Origin of the sequence: Streptomyces sp. NPDC047002 (genome assembly GCF_040704505.1) — a bacterium.
GTDB lineage: Bacteria > Actinomycetota > Actinomycetes > Streptomycetales > Streptomycetaceae > Streptomyces.
Map to the genome: position 1 here is coordinate 98,756 of NZ_JBEYWC010000014.1, position 18,893 is coordinate 117,648.

The following is an 18,893-nucleotide window of genomic DNA, read 5'->3' on the forward strand; positions in this document are numbered from 1 at the left end:
GGTGCCGGGGGCGCGCGGGCCCGGCACGAACCACACGAGAGCCCCTGAGGACGACCGATGTCGCTGCTGCGGAAGATCCGTGCCACCGGGAGGACGGCGGAGCCCGCGCCGCCCCCGCCCCCTGCCGACGCGCTGCCCCCCGAGGTGCGCGAGCGGGCCGCCGAACTCGGCGGCTCGGCCCAGGTGCGGTGCGTGGACGCCGGGTCCTGCAACGGCTGCGAGATCGAGATCGGCAACGCCTTCGGGCCCGTCCACGACGCCGAGCGCTACGGCGCGCGGCTCGTCGCCTCGCCGCGCCACGCCGACGTGGCCCTGGTCACCGGGCCCGTCACCCGCAACATGGCCGCGGCGCTGCGCACCACGGTCGCCGCGATGCCCGAGCCGCGCCTGGTGGTCGCGCTCGGCGACTGCGCCTTGGACCAGGGCGAGTTCGCGGGCGCCTACGGGGTCGAGGGCGCGGTCGGCGACGTCGTGCCCGTGGACGTGCGGGTGCCCGGCTGCCCGCCGCGCCCCGAGGACATCGTCGCGGCCCTGCGGTCGGTGACGGGCCGGTGAGCGTGATCGGTCCCGCGCTCGGCGCGGGGGCCGCGCTCGCCGCGGCCGGCGCGGCCGGCGGCGCCTTCCTGCCCGAGCGGGCCCGGGTGGCCGCGGCCGGCTGGTGCGGCGTGCTCGTCGGCGCCGCGGGCACGGTCGCGGGCGGCGCGGCGCTCGGCGGCGCCCGGTGGTCGCTGTCCCTGCCGGGCGTGCTGCCGCCGGTCGGCGTACACCTCGGCGTGGACGCGCTGTCCGGTCTCTTCATGGCCGTCGCAGGCGTGGTGGTGTGCGCGGTCTCGCTGTACGGAATCGGGTACGCGGGGCACGGCGGCGAGGCCCGCGGCGCGCAGGCCGCGCTGCCGGTGTTCGCGGCGACCCTGGTACTGGTGCCCGCGGCGGCGAGCGTGTCGGCGTTCCTCGCGCTGTGGGAGCTGATGGCGCTCACCTCGCTGCTGCTGGTGCTCGCCGAGCACCGGCGGCGCCCCGAGGTCGCCGTCGCCGGGCAGTGGTACGCGGTGATGACCCATCTCGGCCTGGTGGCGCTGCTCGTGGCGCTCTCGCTGTTCGCCGCGCACGCGGGCGGCGAGAGCTTCGCCGACCTGCGCGCGGCCGGCGCGTCCCTGTCGCCCGCCGTGCGCGACACGGTCTTCCTGCTGGCGCTCGTGGCGTTCGGCTCCAAGGCGGGCATGGCGCCGCTGCACGCCTGGCTGCCCCGCGCCCACCCGGAGGCGCCGAGCAACGTCTCCGCGCTGATGAGCGCGGCCATGGTCAACCTCGGCGTCTACGGCCTGCTGCGGGTCGGCTTCGACCTGCTGGGCGGCGGCCCCCGCTGGTGGTGGCTGCTCACCCTCGCCGTGGGCGCGCTGTCCGCGGTGTACGGCATCCTCCAGGCCGCGGTGTCGCACGACCTGAAGCGGCTGCTCGCGTACTCGACCGCGGAGAACATGGGGCTCGTCCTGGTCGGCACCGGCGCCGCCGGCCTCTTCGCGGCGAGCGGCAGGCCCGCCCTCGCGTCGCTCGCGCTGGCCGCCGCCCTGCTGCACGTGGTCAACCACTCCGCTTTCAAGGCCCTGTTGTTCTGCGCGGCGGGCAGCGTGCTGAAGGCGACCGGCCTGCGCGACCTCGACCTGCTGGGCGGGCTGCGCGCCCGGATGCCGGTGACGGCAGGGCTGTTCGCGCTCGCCGCGCTCGGCGCGGTGGCGCTGCCGCCGGGCGGCGGCTTCGTCAGCGAGTGGCTGCTGTTCCAGTCGCTGATCCACGGGCTCTCCGTGCCCGGCGTGTCCACGGCGGTCCTGCTGCCCGTCGCGGTGGCGGCCGTCGCCCTGTCGGCCGGGCTCGCCGCCGCGGTCTTCGTCAAGGCGCTCGGCGTCGGTTTCTTCGCCAGGCCGCGCAGCGAGGGGGCGCGGCGGGCCGCCGAGGCACCGCCCGCGATGCTCGCGGGGATGGGGCTGCTCGGCCTGTGGTGCGTGGCGCTCGCGCTCGTACCGCAGCTGCTCGCGGGGCCGCTGGCGCGGGCGGCTTCGGCCGCAGGGCTCGGCGGCGGCCGGGCGTTCGCGCAGGACCCGCTGCGGCTGCGCCTCGCCCACTTCCCCGCCCTCTTCTCGCCGTTGTGGGTGGCGGCGGCGCTCGCCGCGGGCGTCCTCGCGGTGTCGGCGCTCGCCCGGCTCGCGGGGCGGCGCCGCCGCAGGGCCGCCGCCGTGTGGGACTGCGGGGGCGGCGCGCCCACGCCCCGCATGGCGTACACGGCGACGTCGTTCGCCGAGCCGCTCCAGCGGGTCTTCGACGACGTGCTCGCGCCCGAGCACGACCTCGACATCACCCATGTCGAGGAGTCGCGCTACCTGGTGGCGCGCGCCCGCTACGCGACCCGGGTCCCCGACCGGGTCGAACACCGCTTGTACACGCCGGTGTTCACGGCCCTCGAACGCACCGGGCAGCGGGCGAGGAGACTGGCGCCGGGCAGTGCCCACGTCTACCTCGGCTACGGCTTCCTCGGCCTCGTGGTGCTGCTCGCCGCCCTGGCGGTGGCCCGGTGAGCGCCGCGGGCTGGGCCGCCGTGGCCGCGCAGGTCGTGCTGGTCGTCGGCGGCGCCCCGCTGCTGACCGGCCTGATGCGCCAGGTGCGCGCCGTACTCGAAGGGCGGGCCGGTGCGGGCATCACCCAGCCCTGGCGCGACGCGCGCAAGCTGCTGCGCAAGGAGCCCATCACGGCGGAGGGTTCGGGGCCCGCCTTCCGGGTGGCGCCGCTGCTGCTCGTCACCACAGCGGTGGTCATCGCCGCGCTGGTGCCGCTCGCCTCCACGGCCACCCCGCTCAGCGGCAGCGCCGACCTGCTCGTCGTGGTCGGGCTGCTGGCCCTCGGCACGGTCTCCCTCGCCCTCGCGGGCCTCGACACCGGCACCGCCTTCGGCGGCATGGGGGCGTCGCGGGAGATGACCGTCGCGGCGCTGGTCGAGCCGACGATCCTGCTCTCGGTGCTCGCCCTCTCGGTCAGCACCGGCTCCACCAACCTCGCCCGCATCGTGGCCGGCCGCATCCACGACCCGGCCGGCGTCGCCTCGCCCTCCAGCCTGCTCGCCGTGGTCGCCCTCGCGGTGGTGGTGCTCGCCGAGGCCGGCAGGCTCCCCGTCGACAACCCGGCCACCCACCTCGAACTGACCATGGTCCACGAGGCGATGGTGCTGGAGTACGCGGGCCCCGACCTGGCGCTCGTCGAACTCGGCGCGCAGATGCGGCTGACCGTCCTGCTCGGCATCGTCGCCTCGCTCGCCGCGCCCTGGGGGACCGCGACCGGCACGGGACTGCTCGCCGTGGCGCTCGGCCTCGTGCTGTTCGCCGCCAAGGTGGCCGTGCTCGGCGGCGCGCTCGCCGCCGCCGAGGTGTTCTGGGCGAAGGTGCGCCTGTTCCGGGTGCCCGAACTCCTCGCCGGGTCCTTCCTCCTCGCGCTCCTCGCGGTCGCCGCCTCCTACTTCCTGAGCGGAGAGTGACCGTGCCCACCGCCCTGTACACCCAACTCCTCGACCTGGCCTGCGGATGCTTCCTGCTGGCTGCGGTCCTCGTGCTGTGGTTCCGCCAACTGGGCGCCATCGTCAAGGTGTTCGCCCTCCAGGGCGTGGCGCTCGCCGCGGTCGGCGCGGTGCTCGGCGTGCACGCCCACCGCACCGACCTCGTCGTGGTCGCCCTCGGCGTCGGTGTGCTGCGCGCCGTCGTGCTGCCCCGGCTGCTGTGGCGGGCGCTCGCCGCGGGCGGCCAGCGCAGGGAGGGCAGGCCCCTGGTGAACGTGGCCGCGTCCCTGCTGGCCGCCGCCGTGCTCACCCTGCTCGCCTACGCCGCGGCCCGGCCGCTCGTGGCGCTCGACCCGACCCCCGCGACCAGGGCCCTGCCCGTCGGCCTCGCCGTCGTCCTGATCGGCTTCTTCACCCTGGTCACCCGCAGGCGCGCGGCGGCCCAGACCGTCGGGTTCCTCAGCCTCGACAACGGCATCACCATGACCGCGTTCCTCGCGACCTCCGGGGTGCCGCTCATCGTCGAACTCGGCATCTCCTTCGACCTGCTGCTCGCCGTGCTGGTCCTGCACCTGCTCACCGGACGGATGCGCCTCGCGTTCGGCGGCACCGACATCGACGACCTGCGGGAGCTGCGGGACTGATGACACGCACCACCGACGACCTGCTGCTCACCCTGCCCGTAGCGGTGCCGCTGCTCACCGCGTGCGCCCACCTGCTGCCCGCGCGCCGCCCGGTCACGGGACGGCTCGGCCTGCTCTCGCCGCTCACCGTCCTGGCCTGCGGCGCGCTGCTCGCCGCGCGGCCCGGGGGCGCGGCGCCCACCGCGTACGGGCACCTGCTGCGCGCCGACGCGCTCGCCGTGTGGCTGCTGCTCGTGGTGGGCGCCGTCGCCACCCTGGCCTGCGCCGCCGGTCCGCCCCACCTCGCGGCGGAGCGCGCCGCGGGCCGCGCGCAGGAGCGCGACGTGCGCCGCTACTGGCAGCTCGTCCACCTCTTCGTCGCCGCGATGAGCGCCGCCGTCCTCGCGGAGAACCTGGGCGTCCTGTGGGTGGCGGTGGAGGCCACCACCGTCGTCACCGCCTTCCTCGTCGGCCACCGCCGTACCCGCGCGTCCGTCGAGGCGGCCTGGAAGTACACGGTGATCTGCTCGGCCGGGATCGCCCTGGCGCTGCTCGGCACGGTGCTGGTCTTCTACGCGGCCCGGCAGGCGGGCCTCTCCGAGTCGGCGGCGCTCGACTGGCCGACGCTCGCCGCCCACGCGGACCGGCTCGACCCCGGCGTCACCCGCCTCGGCATCGGCCTCGTCCTGCTGGGCTTCGGCACCAAAGCGGGCCTCGTACCGCTGCACGCGTGGCTGCCCGACGCGCACAGCCAGGCGCCCGCGCCCGTCTCCGCACTGATGTCGGGGGTCCTGCTGTCCGTCGCCTTCTCCGCCGTCCTGCGCTACAAGGTGATCGCGGACGCGGCGCTCGGCACCGGCTTCGTGCGGCTCGTGCTCGGCGGCACCGCCCTGCTCACCCTCGCGCTCGCCGCGTGCCTCCTCCAGGCCCAGCGCGACTACAAGCGGATGCTCGCCTACTCCAGCATGGAGCACATGGGCCTGATCGCCCTCGGGACCGCGGTGGGCAGCCCGCTCGCGATCACCGCGGTGCTGCTGCACATCGCGGGCCACGGCCTCGCCAAGTCCGTGGCGTTCTGCTCGGCCGGCCATGTGCTCCAGCTCCGCGGCACCACCCGCATCGGCCGGGTGCGCGCCCTGCTGGCCCGCGCCCCCGCGGTGGGCGCCGCGCTCGGCGTGGCCGTGCTCGCGCTGCTCGGCATGCCGCCTTTCAGCCTGTTCGCCTCCGAACTCGGCATCGTCAGAGCCGGGTTCGCCGGCGGCATGGCCTGGGCGACCGCGCTCGCGCTGCTCCTCGTGCTGGTCGCCTTCGCGGCGCTCGCGCTGCGCACCGGGCGGATGGTGCTCGGCCCCCTCCCGCAGGGCCCCGGCACGCCCGCGATCCCCGCCCGCATCGGGGCGGCCGCCGCCGCGCCCCTGGTGCTCGGGCTGACCGCCGCGGCGGCGCTCGGCGTCACCACCGGGCCGCTGACCGGCCTGCTCCACCGCGCCGCCGCACTCGTCGGAGGTCACTGAGCATGCGTCCCGCACCCCTTCAGGACATCAGGACCTCCGAGGACGTCGGCGCCGACAAGCTGGTCTTCCGGGCGGGCGAACTGCTCGGCCAGGGGCACCGGTTGGCCCTCGTCGCCGCCCACCACGACGCCGACGCGCTGCGCGTCGTCCACCTGTTCGCCGACGACGCCGCCGGCGGCCGCACGGAACTCCATGTGCGACTCGACCCCGAGGCGCCCCACCTGCCCACGCTGGCCGGGATCTCGTTTCCCGCAGGCCGCTTCGAGCGGGAGATGCACGACCTGCACGGTGTGACACCGGTCGGCCATCCGCTGCCCCGCCGCCTGGTACGCCACGACCACTGGCCGCGCGGCTGGTACCCGATGCGGCCCGACGCGCCGCCCCCGCCCGCCTTCGCCGAGCCCGAGGGCCCCTTCCCCTTCCTCGAAGTGGAGGGCGACGGCGTGTACGAGATCCCCGTGGGCCCCGTCCACGCCGGGCTCATCGAGCCAGGCCACTTCCGCTTCTCCGTCGTCGGCGAGACCATCGTCAAGCTCAAGGCCCGCCTCTGGTACGTGCACAAGGGCATCGAGCGCCTCTTCCAGGGCCGCACACCGGAGCGCGGCCTGCCCCTCGCCGAGCGGATCAGCGGGGACACGGCCGTCGGGCACGCCCTCGCGTACTGCCTCGCCGTGGAGGAGGCCACCGCCACCGCCGTACCCGAACGCGCCCAGCGCGCACGGGCGTTCCTCCTCGAACTCGAACGCCTCTACAACCACGTCACCGACATCGGCGCCCTCTGCAACGACGTCGGGCACGGTGTGCTCAACGCGCACGCCCTGCGCATCCGCGAGCAACTCCTGCGCCTGAACGACTCCGTGACGGGGCACCGGCTGCTGCGCGGCGGTGTCGTGCCGGGCGGCGCGCGGCTCAGGCGGCTGCCGGACGGCGCCGACCTGGAGGCCGTCGGCGCCGACATCGCCGAGGTCGTCTCGCTCGCCCTGCGCCACACCACGGTCCGCGACCGCTTCACCGGCACCGCGCGCCTCACCCCCACCGCCGCGCGCGACCTCGGCTGCCTCGGCTACGTGGCCCGCGCGAGCGGCCTCGACACGGACGCCCGCCTCTCTCACCCCTTCCACGACCTCGGCGACGCCCTGTCCGTCCCCGTCCACCTCACCGGGGACGTACTCGCACGCTTCCGGGTGCGCGCGGAGGAGGCCGCCGCCTCTGTCGTGCTCGCCCGGCACCTGGCGGCGGGGCTGCGGACGGGCGACGCCACTGTGCCGCTCGGGGCGCCGACCGGGCCCGGGGCCTCGGGCGTCGGCCTGGTGGAGGGCTGGCGCGGCACGATCGCCACCCGGGTCGAACTCGGCGCCGACGGGCTGCTGACGCGCGTCAAGCCCGTCGACCCGTCCTTCTTCAACTGGCCCGCGCTGCCCGTCGCGCTGGCCGACACGATCGTCCCCGACTTCCCCCTCACCAACAAGAGCTTCAACCTCTCCTACGCGGGCAACGACCTGTGACCGGCGGCCCTCCCGCGCGGCGCACCGGCGTCGGAGCGGACAGGACAGCGAGGAGCCCCATGACCAGAGCCGGCCGCACGGCCCGCAAGGAGAAGCGCCGCCAGGAGTTCGACCTGGAGCGGTGGAAGGAACGCGGCGTCCTGCTGCGGCTGTTCCTCTACATCGGCGTGACCCACCTCTTCGCCGGCTTCATCTGGCTGCTCTTCTACGTGGGCGGCCACGCCCACAAGTAGCCCGTGCGGGCCGGGCCCTGCGCCTCGCCGGTTCTCGTGGTTCCGCGGTGGCGCCGCCGCCTCCGCGCGGCGGCCGCGCCGTCTGTCAGTCCGCGAGCGCACGCGCCATCCGGTCGAGGTCCGCGAGCAGGCCGGGGACGCTGTCCTCGGGCAGGGCGCCGACGAGGCGCGCCTCGATCGCGTAGACGGCCTCCTGGGCCGCGCGCAGGCGGCGGCGCCCCTCGCCCGTGAGGGTGGCAGGGCGCGCGCGCCCCGTCTCCACGGTGGCGGGGCGCGTGAGCAGCCCCGCGTCCTGGAGGCCGCGCAGCACGACGTTCATGGACTGGCGGCTGACGAAGGTGGCGCGCGCGAGGTCGGCGTTGGACAGGCCGGGCCGGGCGGCGAGCACTTCGAGGCAGGAGTACTGCGGCACGGTCAGGCCGTGCGCGCGCAGCGCCTGGTCCATGGCCGCGCGAAGGGCGGCGTGCGCGCGTTTGAGCTGGTACCCGAGGTGGCCGAACACGTCCTGCGCGGGGTGGGGCGGCGGGGGCCCTGCGTTCTCTGGCATGTCCATATTTTGACATCTCCGTGCGGCGGTCCTAGGTTGGAGATGTCAAAGTCCTGACATTGAACTGCGGAGGACCCCATGCCCATCGCCATCGACGGCCCCGACTTCATCGCACTCCAGGTGCGCGACGTGGCGGCCGCCGCCGAGTTCTGCGAGAAGAACCTCGGCCTGCGCCGCACCCCCGCCGCGCCGCCCGGCGCGGTCGTCTTCGACACCAAGCCCTGCCCGATGGCCGTGCGCGAGCCGCTCCCCGGCACCGACCTGGACGCGGGGCGCCCCGGGCTCGGCGTCGCCCTCTGGTTCTCCACCCCCGACGCACACGCCCTCCACGAGCAGCTCAGCGCCAACGGCGTGGAGATCCTCACCCCGGTCACCCAGAGCCCGTTCGGCGCGATGTTCTCCTTCGCGGGACCCGAGGGCTACGCGCTCACCGCGCACCAGGCGGGCTGAGGGCCCGCCCCCTTCCACCCGGGGCCCGGCTCCGCCGCGCACCGGGTGTGCCGTGCCGCGAAACGGGCACCCGGCGCTCCAGCCTCACGAATCCGGGAGTCGGCATGGCACTGCGCCACCACTACATCGACCGCGGGCGCGACGCGGTGTGGGCCGTCCTGAGCGACCCCTGCCGCTTCGGCGAGTGGGTCGTCGGGACCGCGTCGTCCGCCCCGGCGGGCGGCGACTGGCCCGAGACCGGGTCGAGCCTCCACTACACGGTGCGCCTCGGCACCAAGGAGTTCCAGGGCACGACCGTCGTGCGCCGCCACGAGCCGCCCGGCATCCTCGAACTGGAGGCGCACGCCGGTCCGCTCGGCACCGCGCGCATCGCCTTCGACATCCGCGACTGGGGCGACGGGACCCTGCTCATCCTCGACGAGCACCCGCTGCGCGGCATCGGCGGACGCGCCCACAACGGTCTGGTGGACCGGTTCGTGCAGCTCAGGCACCGCCACATGCTGAACAGGCTCGGCTGCGCCGCGGAGGCCGAGCCCGTACGCCGCGGTGCCGACGCCTGAAACCGGGTCGCCACCCAGGGCGTACGGCGAGCAGCGCACGGCACACGGCAAGGAGGCGTACATGACGGACGCCGTTGTCATCGGCGCGGGCCCCAACGGCCTCGTGGCGGGAAACCTGCTGGTGGACGCCGGGTGGAGCGTCGAGATCTTCGAGGCGCGCGACCAGCCGGGCGGCGCCGTGCGCAGCGACCGCGGCGTCCACCCCGACTACGTCAGCGACGTGTTCAGCGCCTTCTACCCGCTGGCCGCCGCGTCGCCGGTGATCGCCGCGCTCGGCCTGGAACGCGAGGGGCTCGGCTGGCGCCACGCCCCGCACGTCCTCGCGCACCCGCTCCTCGACGGCCGGTGCGCCGTGCTCGACCGGGACCGCCGGGTCACCGCGGAGGCGCTCGCGTCGTTCGCGCCGGGCGACGGCGACGCCTGGCTCGCGCTGTGCGAGCTGTGGGACGGCCTGGAACACGACCTCATGGCCACCCTCTTCGCCCCGTTCCCGCCGGTACTGGCCGGGGCCAGGCTGGCGGCGCGGCTGCGTGCCGCGGGCGGCCTGCGCTTCGCCCGGCGGATGCTGCTGCCCACCCGCCGCTTCGGCGAGGAGGAGTTCGAGGGGGAGGGCGGGCGGCTGCTGCTCGCGGGCAACGCGCTGCACGCGGACCTCTCCCCGGAGGCCGCGGGCAGCGGCGGCTTCGGCTGGCTCATGTCCATGCTGGGCCAGACCCACGGCTTCCCCGTGCCGGCGGGCGGGTCGAGCGCGCTGATCGAGGCGCTGGTCCGCAGGTTCGTACGGCGCGGTGGCGTGCTGCACCGCGCGGCGCCCGTCGCGGAGGTGGTGGTGCGCGGGGGCCGCGCGGTGGGCGTGCGGACCGCCGACGGCGACGCCGTGCCCGCCCGCAGGGCCGTGCTCGCGGACGTCAGCGCGCCCGACCTGTACACGCGTCTGCTCGACCGGGCCCATGTGCCACCCGGTATTTTCGCCGACCTGCGGCGCTTCCAGTGGGACTTCGCGACCTTCAAGGTCGACTGGGCGCTCGACGCGCCGGTGCCGTGGAGCGCGCCACCCGCGGCGGGCGCGGGCACCGTGCACCTGGCCGAAGGCGTGGACGAACTCACGCGCTTCGCCGCCCAGATCGCGATGAAGCAGGTGCCCGACCGCCCCTTCGCCCTCATGGGGCAGATGACCACGGCCGACCCGGCGCGCTCCCCGCGCGGCACCGAATCCGCCTGGGCGTACACCCACGTCCCCCACCGCATCACCGGCGACGCGGGGGGCGCAGGAGTGACCGGCGCGTGGGACGAGCGGGAGGCGGACGCCATGGCCGACCGGGTGGAGGAACAGGTCGAGCGGTACGCGCCGGGCTTCCGCCGCCGCATCGGGGCGCGCCGCGTCCTCACCCCGCACACGCTCCAGGAGCTCGACCCGAATCTGCACGGCGGCGCCATCAACGGCGGCACCACCAACCTCCACCAGCAGCTCGTCTTCCGCCCCGTCCCGGGCGCGGGCCGCCCCGAGACCCCGGTGCCCGGCCTCTACCTCGCCTCGGCCTCCGCGCACCCCGGCGGCGGTGTGCACGGAGCGCCGGGTGCCAACGCGGCCCAAGCCGCCCTGCACGCGCGGGCGTTGGGTCGCCGCGTACTGTCGGGCGCGCAGCGCCGCCTCGGCGGCAGGAGCCGTGGCCCGCACTGAGCGGACCGTGCTGAGGGGCCGAACCCGGCGGGCCGCACCGAGCGGGCCGCACGGCGGCGGCCTCCGCCCACGGCAGCCCACCCGCCGCTACAGCGGCACCCGCAGCGCGCTGCGGCCCGCGCGCCACGCGCCGAGGAGCAGGGCGGAGAAGCGGTCCTCCAGCAGGAGCGTGGCGCCGACGCCGAGGAGCACGTCCTTCTCCAGGTCGGGTTCCTCGGCGAGCAGGCCGCCGACCACCTCGTGCCGCATCAGCTGCTCGTGCACCGCGTCGGCCTCCACGTGCTCGTCGTGGAAGCGCACCGCGGCGGGGCCCGCGCCCACCCGCCGCATCGCCTGCGCGAGGCGGCGCGAACCGGGGGAGGAGGTGACCTCGATGGTCGCGTAGTGGCCCACGAGCGCACCCCGCAGCGCCCGGTGCAGCCCCAGCAGGGACATCAGGTTGGCCACGGCGAGCATCTCGGCCGGGCACGCGTCCAGATAGCGCCCGTACGCGGTGTCGAGCCCGAGGTCGGCCATCAGGTCGGCGAACAGGCACTGGTGCATCTCGTCCGCGCGGCCCGCACCGTACTCGTCGTACTCGACCGCCACCATCCCGGCCTTCGCCCGGCCCCGCAGGCGGGGGATCGCCCACAGGTGCGGGTCGGCCTCCTTGAGGTGGTAGACGGACCGCAGCGCCGCGTGCTCGCGCAGCTGGTCGAGCGTGCCCGCACGGGCCAGATGGTGGCTGACACTGGTCCCGTCGTCCCCGACCGGCTCCACCAGCAGCTCCGCCATCGCCTCCTCCACCGAGGAGGCGGGCAGCCGCTGGGCCGCCCCGTCCCGCAGCGCGTCGAGGAAGACCCGCTCCATGGCGGCGCGCAGCCGCAGCGGCTCCGGCGCCCACTCGTACGCGTCGTCGACGCCCGCGAAGCCCCGGTAGTGCAGCTCGTAGAGCACGTACAGGGCGAGCTGGAGGTCCTCGCCGTACGGGTCGGCGGCCGCGGCCCCCGCGCAGCCGTCCCGAGGCAGCTCGCCGCCCCGCGCCAGCAGCCCGGTCACCGCGGCCGACAGCGGCCCTCTCGGCTCGGGCAGCCGCGGCGCACCCGCCGCGTACGGGGCGGTCACGCCGCGCCGCCGTCCGCGGCCTGCTCCCGGCCGTCCCGCTGCCCGCCGCCCGGCCGCCGGGCGCGGCGGCGGTGGCTGGTGTCGCACCACGGGTAGCGGCGGCTGCGCCGGCAGGTGCACACCGCGACGACGGGGCGGTCGGAGTGTGCGACGGTGTCGTCGCCGACCGCGACGTCGACGGGTCCCTCCAGGAGCAGCGGTCCGCCCGGTTCGAGCGTGACCCGGCGCGCGGGATCGGGGGACGGGTTCATGGAAGTACCTCCGAAAGGGATCTTCGGCCCTCGGCCGGCGGCCGTACGCCTCCGGGCGCGGCGCTTCTCGACCCTGGGTGATCGGTGTGTTGCCGAGTGCCCACTGCCGCGTCCACCACACCTCGCCGTGCGCGGCACGGCCGTCCCGCACCGCGGTGTGAACCCCGGCGCGCGCCCGCCTCGGACCGGGGGGTACGGCGCGCCCCTGAGCAGGCCGGCGAGATGGACGGCGCCCGAGGCGAGCGCGGCGGTCGTCGACGCCACCGCCTCGGGTGTCGCGTCGAGGTCCGGGTAGTCGGTGCCGTGCATGGCCTCGCCCGTCGAGTACCCCGCGGGGGCCGGGGCGCGGGCGGCGGCCTGCCCGTACCGGTGACGGACGCCACGTGGCCCGGTGCGTTACGGGCCCTGCGACGCGGCCACTCGCACCGTGCCCGCTGTTCCGGCCGGCCGGGGAGCGGCGGCACGCAACGGGGCACGGCGCGAGACAACGGGGCACGGGCAACGATGCCGAGGCACGGCACACGGGGAACGGAGGAACGGTGGCGGTCGGCCGGTGGATCACATGGGAGGCGGCCGCGGTCGGCAGGACCGCACGCTACGCCGTCGCGCACCCCGGGCCCGAGCGGGACTCCGCGGTGCAGTCGCTCAAGGCGGCCGGGGCCGCCGTGCTCGCCTGGGCGCTGGTCGGCTGGGCCTTCAGGGCGCCGCTCGCCCTGATGGCGCCCTGGACGGCGATCGCGCTGGTCGACGCGACGGTGTACCGCTCCGTACGGTCCGGGCTCCAGCAGTTCGCCGTCATCGCGGTGGGCGCGGTCGCCGCGTCCGCGGCCATGGCCCTCACCGACGGCAACACCCTGGGCGCGATGGCGCTCGCGCTCCCCTTCCTCGTCCTCGCCGGCACCTACCGCCGCCTGGGCCGGCAGGGCATCTACGGGGCGACGACGGCCCTCTTCGTCATCACCTACGGCGCGTACTCGCTGCCCGCGCTCGGCTACCGCCTCGCGGAGACCGCGATCGGCGCGGTGATCGGCATCGGCGTCAACGCGTTCGTCCTGCCCCCGGTCCACCTGCGCAACGTGCGCGACCGGATGGAGCGCCTCGCCCGCGAGTGCGCCGACCTGCTCGGTTTCGTCTCCGACGACATCGCGGAGCACGGGCCCGACTACGACGCGGACCGGGCGAGGGACCGCGTACGGCGCGTCGAGGCGCTGCTCGGCGCGGTGGACGAGGCCCGGCAGTGGACCACGGAGAGCCTCCGCGTCAACCCGGGCAGGCGGCTGCGCCGCAGGCCGGGGCCCCCGCCGCCGCCCCCGGAGGAGGACGCGCGCTGGCGGGCCGCGGTGGGCCACCTCGCCGCCGCCGTACGCATCCTGGTGAACGCGACGGGCGAGCCGCGCGCCCTCGCCTGGCTGCCCCCCGACTTCCTCAAGCGGTACGCGGTCCTCGCCGGGCACGTCTCCACCCTGTGCGCGGCCCGGGCCGACGCCCTTCAGGAACCCGCGGAAGCGGCCCCCGACGACGAGACGGCGCACGAGGCCTGGTCCGTCCTCGACTCGCTCGCCGAGGACCTGCCGCGCAGGCCGGGCCAGGCCGCCGCGGTCTGCGGCGGCCTGCTGACCGAGACCCGGCTGCTGCTGTCCCTGGTGGCCGCTGGCAGCGCCGAGGAGGCCCCGCGCGCCGGGCGCGACTGAGCCGCGCGGCCCCCGGCCGGGTCAGGTCCCGGCACCCCCGGCCCGGCCTGCCGCGCGCCCGCGCAGCCTCGCGCGGAGCGCCCGGGCGACCCGCTCGTCGCAGCGGCCCGTACGCGCGCCCTCGACCACCAGGCCGGCGAGGACCCGGAGCTTGATGTTGGTGTGCATCGAGACCTCACGCAGCACGTCCCAGCCCTCCTCGGGGCTGATCCGGCCCGCCGCGACGAGGACGCCGATGGCCTGGTCCACCCGGGCGTGCGAGCGCACGGCCTGCTGGAGCTGCGCGACCTGCTCCTCAAGCGCCCGTACGGTGGCGGCACACGGCTCACCCGCCGCGTCGGCCGGCGGCGGCGTCCGCCGAAGGGAGTACGTGTCCACGCCATCCACCCTCCCCGCCCCGGCGCAGAGTGCCAACTCGAACCACCCCGCCGACCGGGGGAGCCCCCTCACCCCGCTTCCGCACCACCCGCACCGTCCGTGCCACCATCCGTGTCGCTGTCAGGCCGCGCGGTGTGCTGCGGATGGCCCCGCGTGCGCCGGGCCTCCTTCATCTCGGCCTCGTACAGGTGGTCCCGCCCGTCGGCGAGATCGGCGACGGCCTCGCGTTCGAGGCCCCTGAACGGCTCGTAGTACGTGCGGTTGTACGCCTCCACGATCTGGAACGTCCAGTGCCCCGGGATGACGTTGCGCCCCACGATCTCCCGCTGCACCCGCTCCGCCCACTCCCCGTGCCCCGCCTCGCGCAGCAGCTCCACCGCCTCGTCGAGCGCGAGGTCCGCGCCGCCCGTCAGCTGGTGGAACGCGTACAGATGCCCCCGCGCACGCTCCACCGTCTCCAGCGCACGCGAGAGCGCGCCGAGCGCCCGCACGGTCCCGTCCCCCACCTGCGCGGGCCGCCGATGCGCCAGATCCGGCCCGTCTCCGCCTTCTCCCACGTCTCCCATGCCCCTCAGCTCCCCCCACCCCCGCACCCCCACACCCCACCACCTCCACAACGACCCACCCGGACCACGCCGCGCGGCCCCGTACACGTGGGGCCGCGCAGCCCCGGGACCACTCAGCCGCACTGCTCGGTCACGGATGGAACACGACCGGGTTCTTCCCGGCACCCGCTGTCCGAGCCGGGCGTTAAGGTCGCCTTCTTCATCTATGTGGGGGGATTGCATGACCTGGGGAGAACAATCACCGTCGTCAGCGCCGGACAGCCCTGCCCCGTGGGGGCGGCAGCCCGATCCCAAGGAGCCGCGTGACTACGGTCGTCGGCCCGGCTGGACCCGCAAGCGCTTCGTCATCCCGGGTGCGGCGCTGCTGTTCTTCATCGGCGTGGCCATCGGGACGTCGGGAAACGGTGACAGCACGACGACTGCCGCGGACGCAAAGCCTGCGCCGACCGTCACGGCCACCGCGACCGTCACGGACCGACCCGCTGCCCGGGCGGCCGCTGCGGTCCCCACCGTGACGGTGACGGCCACAGCGACGAGGACCATGCGGTCGAAAGCAGCCGAGGCCGACACGGCCTCGGACTCCACCGCAGTGCCCAGCTTCGTCGGCATGGGACTGCAGGCGGCACAGGACAAGGCACAGGCCGCCGGATTCTTCCTGCTGAGATCGCACGACAGCACTGGAGCCGGCCGTTTCCAGATCCTCGACCGCGACTGGAAGGTGTGCAGCCAGAACGTTGAGCCGGGCAAGCACGCCTCCACGGAAACAGAGCTCGACTTCGGGGCGGTGAAGCTCAGCGAGACCTGCCCCTGAGAGACGAGGCGCTGCGTCGCTCGTGGCCGGCCGACGCCCGGCTGAGCCAGACCGAAGGGGGGCGAGCGAAAACCTGATCTACCCGGCCTCGGGCTCCGTGGCCTCCTCCACCCAGCGAAGGCACCCCTCCGCGCCCGCGACGATCGGCACGGCGGACACCTCGGGACTGTCCCACGGGTGGTGTTCGAGCAGATGGGCTTCGAGCGCCGGGTACCGGTCGGCACGAGTCTTGAGGAGGAGTTGCCACTCCTCCCCGGTGCCGAACTCCCCGAGGTGCCAGAACACCGACGTCACGGGGCCGATGATCTGGGCTCCCGCCGCAAGACGCCGCCGTACGACGGACCGGGCGAGTCGGACGGCCTGGTCCCGGGTTTCGGTAGCAGTGGACACTTGGACGAAGTCAGTCATGCCGCGCGAGCCTATCCGCCGGCACTCCAGGGCGGGGACCGGCACAGATGGGCTGTCAACCGTCCTGCGCCGTGAGCGGGTTGTACATCGTTCGTCAAGTGGTCCCCGACATGGACGATGACATGGGAATACTGCTGAGCAGACGCAAACGCCGTGTACGTCTCGGACGGAGGGAGCCTGAGGAAATCCCTCCAACCTGAGTGGCCGACGTGGGGGAGGGCCCCGATCGTTCTCGGACGATCGGGGCCCTCCCAGAGGCTCCTGTCGGCGAACGTGACGAGCGGGGGCTCCCGCCAACCGGAGCAGCTCAGAAGGCGGGCGGCTTGCGCCCGGGGCGGCTCCTCGTCGCCGTCCGGAGGAGCGCCTCCTCCTGATCCCCGGCTGTGCGGGCCTGGGCCTCGACGGTGCCCAGGTGCCGGGCACAGGCCCGCAGGACACGCACGGTCGAGGCGCGCTCGACGCTGCCCGCGTACGTCGTACGGGACTCCTCGCAGATCTCGCACGAGCGGTCAACTCGGCGATCACGTGGGGCAGGGTGAGCGCCGCCTTGCGCAGGTGGGTGGCGCGGATCTGCTTACACAGCTGGTCCGCCGCCACCATCAGCTCGTCCGAACTGCGGACGGTCAGGTCCGGGTCGGCGCCGAGATCGTACAGGTCGAGGGCCTCGCGGATCGGGCGTACAAGCTCGGCGAGCCTGTCCTGCTGCAATTCGGTCACGTAGGGCTGTCCTGTAAGGGCCGTGACGTCTATCTGCAAGACGCGGGCGACGGCGGCGACGAAGTCTGCCGTGGCGGGCCGGGCGCCGCATTCGACCTGGTTGAGCAGACTGTACGAGTAGGGGAGGCGGTCGGCCAGGGCGCGTTGCGTGAGCCGGGCCAGTTTCCGTTGGTCCCTGATCCTGGTGCCCGTGTGCTCGTCGTCAAGGTTGGGCATACTGGTTCTCCGTTCCTGACTCGACATCTGGAACATACCGCGCCGCCTGAGGCCCGGAACCGAACTGCCCCTGATCTGTACGGACCAGGGGCAGTTCGGTGTGTGGTCGGATGGGGCCATGACCTCTCGCATGCTGTACCTGTTCGGCTCTGCGGCGCCGCCTGTCCACGATGTCGCCCAGGTCATCGGGGAAGCGCAGGCCCGTGGTTGGGATGTACGCCTCGGTCTGACACCGACGGCGGCGCGGTGGCTCGACGCACAGATCAGCGAGTTGGAGCGGCTCACCGGTGGACCGGTGAGGTCCGAGTACAAGCTGCCCGGCCAGCCCGACGCGTGGCCGCCTGCTGACGCGATCCTCGTTGCGCCCGCGACCCTGAACACGATCAACGAGTGGGCTCTCGGCCTGACATCGAAGTTCGTCGTCGGCGTCGTCGCCGAGGGGATCGGCAAGGGCATCCCGATGGTGACGATGCCGTGCGTGAACGCGGCCTACGCGCAGCACCCGCAGTTCGCTCGGAGCCTCGATGAACTACGTGCGGTCGGAGTTCGAGTGCTGTACGGAGAGGGCGGGTTCGTACCGAACGCGCCGGGCGAGAAGCATCCGTATCCCTGGGCCGTGGCGCTGGACGCCGTCGGCAGCCTGTGAGGTGAGCAGGTCGGCCGGAGTGGCCTGGAACGCGAAAACGGCCCCTCGCTTCCACCGGGGAGACGAGGGGCCGTTCGATGTCCTGCCAGGTTGAGGGGCCAGGCCGTTACGTGGCCTCGGTGAAGGTGCCGACCTTGGCCGCGAGGGCCTTCAGGACGTGGCACCGGGGATGCCGTCGACGTCGGTCCCCGTCCAGCCGAGGTTGTGGGCCTTGGAGTGGGCCTTCTGCCAGGCGGAGTACCCGTCGATCGTGAGGGAGCCGTCCTGGGAGTAGGCCGCGCCCAGGTAGCCGAGCTTCTGGAGGGCGCCCTATACGGGCTTCACGCCGTCCGGGGTAGGTCGTGTGGCCATGGGCGGCACTCGGGTCCTTCTCGGCGGCGGCGATCAGGTGCGCGAGGGAGATCTTCGGCTTGGCCACGGCGACGGGGCCCTGGGAGCGTCGGCCCAGGCTCGGAGCTGGGAGTCGAAGACCTCGGAGTGAGGAGCGGTGTCCCTGGAGCCGCCCTCGCGCCAGCAGACCTGATGTGCGGTGGTGCCGTCCTTGCGGACGCGCTTACGGAGGCTCGCCATGCATGGAAGACAGAGCCCTTCTCAAGATCCTGTGTGGTCACCGATGCGGCCACAGACACGACGAAAGAGGCCCCCTCCTGCGTTTCCACAGGCTGAGGGCCTCTTCACCAAGGGTGAGTGACGGGACTCGAACCCGCGACATCCTGGACCACAACCAGGTGCTCTACCATCTGAGCTACACCCACCACGACCGGTCGTTTCCGACCGGCCGAGAAAAAGTGTACAGGGTCCGCGGGGGTGCTCGCGCCGCCGTGGTGCGGGGGCGCCGCGGGGTGCTCAGGCGGGGTGTACGACGTGCTTCGCGGCGATCCGCTTCGCCGTGTCGGAGTCCGGGCCGGGGGCCGGGACGAAGACGGTCTCGCGGTAGTAGCGCAGCTCCGCGATGGACTCGCGGATGTCGGCGAGCGCCCGGTGGTTGCCGTTCTTCTCCGGACTGTTGAAGTACGCCCTCGGGTACCAGCGGCGCGCCAGTTCCTTGACCGAGGAGACATCGACGATCCGGTAGTGCAGGTAGCCCTCCAGGTCGGGCATGTCCCGGGCGAGGAAGCCGCGGTCCGTGCCGACGGAGTTGCCGCACAGCGGCGCCTTGCCGGGCTCCTTGACGTGCTCGCGGATGTACGCGAGGACCTGGGCCTCGGCGTCCGCGAGGGTCGTGCCCGCCACGAGCTCGTCGAGGAGGCCCGAGGCGGTGTGCATGGTGCGCACCACCTCGGGCATCGTCTCCAGGGCCCCGTCCGGCGGGCGGACCACGACGTCCACCCCTTCGCCGAGCACGTTCAGCTCCGAGTCGGTGACCAGCGCGGCCACCTCGACGAGTGCGTCGTTCGCCAGCGAGAGCCCGGTCATCTCGCAGTCGATCCACACCATTCGATCGTTCATGCGCC

The 18,893-nt window shown here is 74.5% G+C and carries 20 protein-coding genes, 1 tRNA gene and 1 pseudogene; 13 read left to right on the forward strand and 9 right to left on the reverse strand.

Annotation, left to right across the window (positions count from 1 at the left end; translation table 11 throughout):
* Positions 1-57 precede the first annotated feature (57 nt).
* From AB0910_RS15890 to AB0910_RS15920, 7 genes are read left to right on the forward strand one after another with little or no spacing between them, the layout of a single operon-like run.
* Positions 58-555, forward strand: a complete 498-nt coding sequence (locus tag AB0910_RS15890) for an oxidoreductase (protein WP_366745171.1) — start codon at positions 58-60, stop codon at positions 553-555.
* Positions 552-2,570 carry a proton-conducting transporter membrane subunit gene (locus tag AB0910_RS15895; RefSeq protein ID WP_366745172.1) on the forward strand — a complete coding sequence of 673 codons (2,019 nt, stop codon included), beginning with the start codon at positions 552-554 and terminating at the stop codon, positions 2,568-2,570. Before AB0910_RS15890 ends, AB0910_RS15895 begins: the two co-directional genes overlap by 4 nt.
* Positions 2,567-3,520, forward strand: a complete 954-nt coding sequence (locus tag AB0910_RS15900; protein WP_366745173.1) for an NADH-quinone oxidoreductase subunit H — start codon at positions 2,567-2,569, stop codon at positions 3,518-3,520. Before AB0910_RS15895 ends, AB0910_RS15900 begins: the two co-directional genes overlap by 4 nt.
* A gap of 2 nt (positions 3,521-3,522) precedes the next feature.
* A complete protein-coding gene (locus AB0910_RS15905) occupies positions 3,523-4,182 on the forward strand; it encodes a hypothetical protein (protein WP_366745174.1) in 660 nt (219 codons plus the stop codon).
* Positions 4,182-5,675: a proton-conducting transporter membrane subunit gene (locus AB0910_RS15910; RefSeq protein ID WP_366745175.1), complete on the forward strand. Its 1,494-nt coding sequence runs from the start codon at positions 4,182-4,184 to the stop codon at positions 5,673-5,675. The genes AB0910_RS15905 and AB0910_RS15910 overlap by 1 nt, the downstream gene beginning before the upstream one ends.
* 2 nt (positions 5,676-5,677) lie before the next feature.
* Positions 5,678-7,180 carry an NADH-quinone oxidoreductase subunit C gene (locus AB0910_RS15915; protein WP_366745176.1) on the forward strand — a complete coding sequence of 501 codons (1,503 nt, stop codon included), beginning with the start codon at positions 5,678-5,680 and terminating at the stop codon, positions 7,178-7,180.
* 59 nt (positions 7,181-7,239) lie between these two features.
* The gene (locus tag AB0910_RS15920) at positions 7,240-7,413 is read left to right on the forward strand and encodes a DUF6126 family protein (RefSeq protein ID WP_366745177.1); all 174 of its coding nucleotides are present in this window, start codon (positions 7,240-7,242) and stop codon (positions 7,411-7,413) included.
* Positions 7,414-7,498: 85 nt separating this feature from the next.
* Here AB0910_RS15920 and AB0910_RS15925 read toward each other — a convergent pair whose 3' ends face one another.
* Positions 7,499-7,960, reverse strand: coding sequence for a MarR family transcriptional regulator (locus AB0910_RS15925; protein ID WP_366745178.1), 462 nt, complete (start codon positions 7,958-7,960; stop codon positions 7,499-7,501).
* A gap of 78 nt (positions 7,961-8,038) precedes the next feature.
* On the opposite strand from AB0910_RS15925, the gene AB0910_RS15930 reads away from it, so the two are divergent.
* From AB0910_RS15930 to AB0910_RS15940, 3 genes are all read left to right on the forward strand, one after another.
* A complete protein-coding gene (locus AB0910_RS15930) occupies positions 8,039-8,410 on the forward strand; it encodes a VOC family protein (protein WP_366745179.1) in 372 nt (123 codons plus the stop codon).
* Between the two features lie 104 nt (positions 8,411-8,514).
* Positions 8,515-8,970, forward strand: a complete 456-nt coding sequence (locus tag AB0910_RS15935) for an SRPBCC family protein (protein ID WP_366745180.1) — start codon at positions 8,515-8,517, stop codon at positions 8,968-8,970.
* Between the two features lie 61 nt (positions 8,971-9,031).
* The gene (locus AB0910_RS15940; RefSeq protein WP_366745181.1) at positions 9,032-10,651 is read left to right on the forward strand and encodes an NAD(P)/FAD-dependent oxidoreductase; all 1,620 of its coding nucleotides are present in this window, start codon (positions 9,032-9,034) and stop codon (positions 10,649-10,651) included.
* Positions 10,652-10,738: 87 nt separating this feature from the next.
* Here AB0910_RS15940 and AB0910_RS15945 read toward each other — a convergent pair whose 3' ends face one another.
* Positions 10,739-11,755: an iron-containing redox enzyme family protein gene (locus AB0910_RS15945; protein WP_366745182.1), complete on the reverse strand. Its 1,017-nt coding sequence runs from the start codon at positions 11,753-11,755 to the stop codon at positions 10,739-10,741.
* Positions 11,752-12,006 carry a CDGSH iron-sulfur domain-containing protein gene (locus AB0910_RS15950; protein ID WP_366745183.1) on the reverse strand — a complete coding sequence of 85 codons (255 nt, stop codon included), beginning with the start codon at positions 12,004-12,006 and terminating at the stop codon, positions 11,752-11,754. The genes AB0910_RS15945 and AB0910_RS15950 overlap by 4 nt, the downstream gene beginning before the upstream one ends.
* Before the next feature lie 539 nt (positions 12,007-12,545).
* Between AB0910_RS15950 and AB0910_RS15955 the strand changes: the two genes are divergently transcribed.
* Positions 12,546-13,697 carry an aromatic acid exporter family protein gene (locus tag AB0910_RS15955; protein WP_366745184.1) on the forward strand — a complete coding sequence of 384 codons (1,152 nt, stop codon included), beginning with the start codon at positions 12,546-12,548 and terminating at the stop codon, positions 13,695-13,697.
* Positions 13,698-13,718: 21 nt separating this feature from the next.
* Here the strand turns inward: AB0910_RS15955 and AB0910_RS15960 are convergent, their stop codons facing one another.
* Both AB0910_RS15960 and AB0910_RS15965 read right to left on the reverse strand, forming a co-directional pair.
* Complete coding sequence (locus AB0910_RS15960; RefSeq protein ID WP_366745185.1) at positions 13,719-14,075, reverse strand: ANTAR domain-containing protein; 357 nt, start codon at positions 14,073-14,075, stop codon at positions 13,719-13,721.
* 68 nt (positions 14,076-14,143) lie between these two features.
* Positions 14,144-14,641 carry a hypothetical protein gene (locus tag AB0910_RS15965; protein ID WP_366745186.1) on the reverse strand — a complete coding sequence of 166 codons (498 nt, stop codon included), beginning with the start codon at positions 14,639-14,641 and terminating at the stop codon, positions 14,144-14,146.
* A gap of 220 nt (positions 14,642-14,861) precedes the next feature.
* Here AB0910_RS15965 and AB0910_RS15970 point away from each other — a divergent pair, with 220 nt between their 5' ends.
* Positions 14,862-15,452, forward strand: a complete 591-nt coding sequence (locus AB0910_RS15970) for a hypothetical protein (RefSeq protein ID WP_366745187.1) — start codon at positions 14,862-14,864, stop codon at positions 15,450-15,452.
* A 78-nt stretch (positions 15,453-15,530) separates the two neighbouring features.
* Here AB0910_RS15970 and cutA read toward each other — a convergent pair whose 3' ends face one another.
* Together cutA and AB0910_RS15980 are read right to left on the reverse strand one after the other, a co-directional pair.
* Positions 15,531-15,860 (reverse strand): divalent-cation tolerance protein CutA, encoded by a 330-nt coding sequence (cutA, locus tag AB0910_RS15975; protein ID WP_366745233.1) that lies wholly within the window; start codon positions 15,858-15,860, stop codon positions 15,531-15,533.
* A gap of 507 nt (positions 15,861-16,367) precedes the next feature.
* Positions 16,368-16,793, reverse strand: a pseudogene (locus tag AB0910_RS15980) (helix-turn-helix transcriptional regulator); the annotation flags it as partial.
* Between the two features lie 118 nt (positions 16,794-16,911).
* Here AB0910_RS15980 and AB0910_RS15985 point away from each other — a divergent pair.
* Complete coding sequence (locus tag AB0910_RS15985; protein ID WP_366745188.1) at positions 16,912-17,439, forward strand: flavoprotein; 528 nt, start codon at positions 16,912-16,914, stop codon at positions 17,437-17,439.
* A 682-nt stretch (positions 17,440-18,121) separates the two neighbouring features.
* Here AB0910_RS15985 and AB0910_RS15990 read toward each other — a convergent pair.
* Positions 18,122-18,194 (reverse strand) — tRNA-His (locus tag AB0910_RS15990).
* 91 nt (positions 18,195-18,285) lie between these two features.
* Positions 18,286-18,888, reverse strand: a complete 603-nt coding sequence (gene orn / locus AB0910_RS15995; RefSeq protein ID WP_366745189.1) for an oligoribonuclease — start codon at positions 18,886-18,888, stop codon at positions 18,286-18,288.
* Positions 18,889-18,893 lie beyond the last annotated feature (5 nt).

Bases quoted from the DNA above. Each gene is read 5' to 3' on its own strand.
- AB0910_RS15890 (WP_366745171.1), top strand. From the start codon at position 58: ATGTCGCTGCTGCGGAAGATCCGTGCCACCGGGAGGACGGCGGAGCCC.
- AB0910_RS15910 (WP_366745175.1), top strand. From the start codon at position 4,182: ATGACACGCACCACCGACGACCTGCTGCTCACCCTGCCCGTAGCGGTG.
- AB0910_RS15915 (WP_366745176.1), top strand. From the start codon at position 5,678: ATGCGTCCCGCACCCCTTCAGGACATCAGGACCTCCGAGGACGTCGGC.
- AB0910_RS15920 (WP_366745177.1), top strand. From the start codon at position 7,240: ATGACCAGAGCCGGCCGCACGGCCCGCAAGGAGAAGCGCCGCCAGGAG.
- AB0910_RS15925 (WP_366745178.1), bottom strand. From the start codon at position 7,960: ATGCCAGAGAACGCAGGGCCCCCGCCGCCCCACCCCGCGCAGGACGTG.
- AB0910_RS15930 (WP_366745179.1), top strand. From the start codon at position 8,039: ATGCCCATCGCCATCGACGGCCCCGACTTCATCGCACTCCAGGTGCGC.
- AB0910_RS15935 (WP_366745180.1), top strand. From the start codon at position 8,515: ATGGCACTGCGCCACCACTACATCGACCGCGGGCGCGACGCGGTGTGG.
- AB0910_RS15940 (WP_366745181.1), top strand. From the start codon at position 9,032: ATGACGGACGCCGTTGTCATCGGCGCGGGCCCCAACGGCCTCGTGGCG.
- AB0910_RS15950 (WP_366745183.1), bottom strand. From the start codon at position 12,006: ATGAACCCGTCCCCCGATCCCGCGCGCCGGGTCACGCTCGAACCGGGC.
- AB0910_RS15965 (WP_366745186.1), bottom strand. From the start codon at position 14,641: ATGGGAGACGTGGGAGAAGGCGGAGACGGGCCGGATCTGGCGCATCGG.
- AB0910_RS15970 (WP_366745187.1), top strand. From the start codon at position 14,862: ATGACCTGGGGAGAACAATCACCGTCGTCAGCGCCGGACAGCCCTGCC.
- cutA (WP_366745233.1), bottom strand. From the start codon at position 15,860: ATGACTGACTTCGTCCAAGTGTCCACTGCTACCGAAACCCGGGACCAG.
- AB0910_RS15985 (WP_366745188.1), top strand. From the start codon at position 16,912: ATGACCTCTCGCATGCTGTACCTGTTCGGCTCTGCGGCGCCGCCTGTC.
- orn (WP_366745189.1), bottom strand. From the start codon at position 18,888: ATGAACGATCGAATGGTGTGGATCGACTGCGAGATGACCGGGCTCTCG.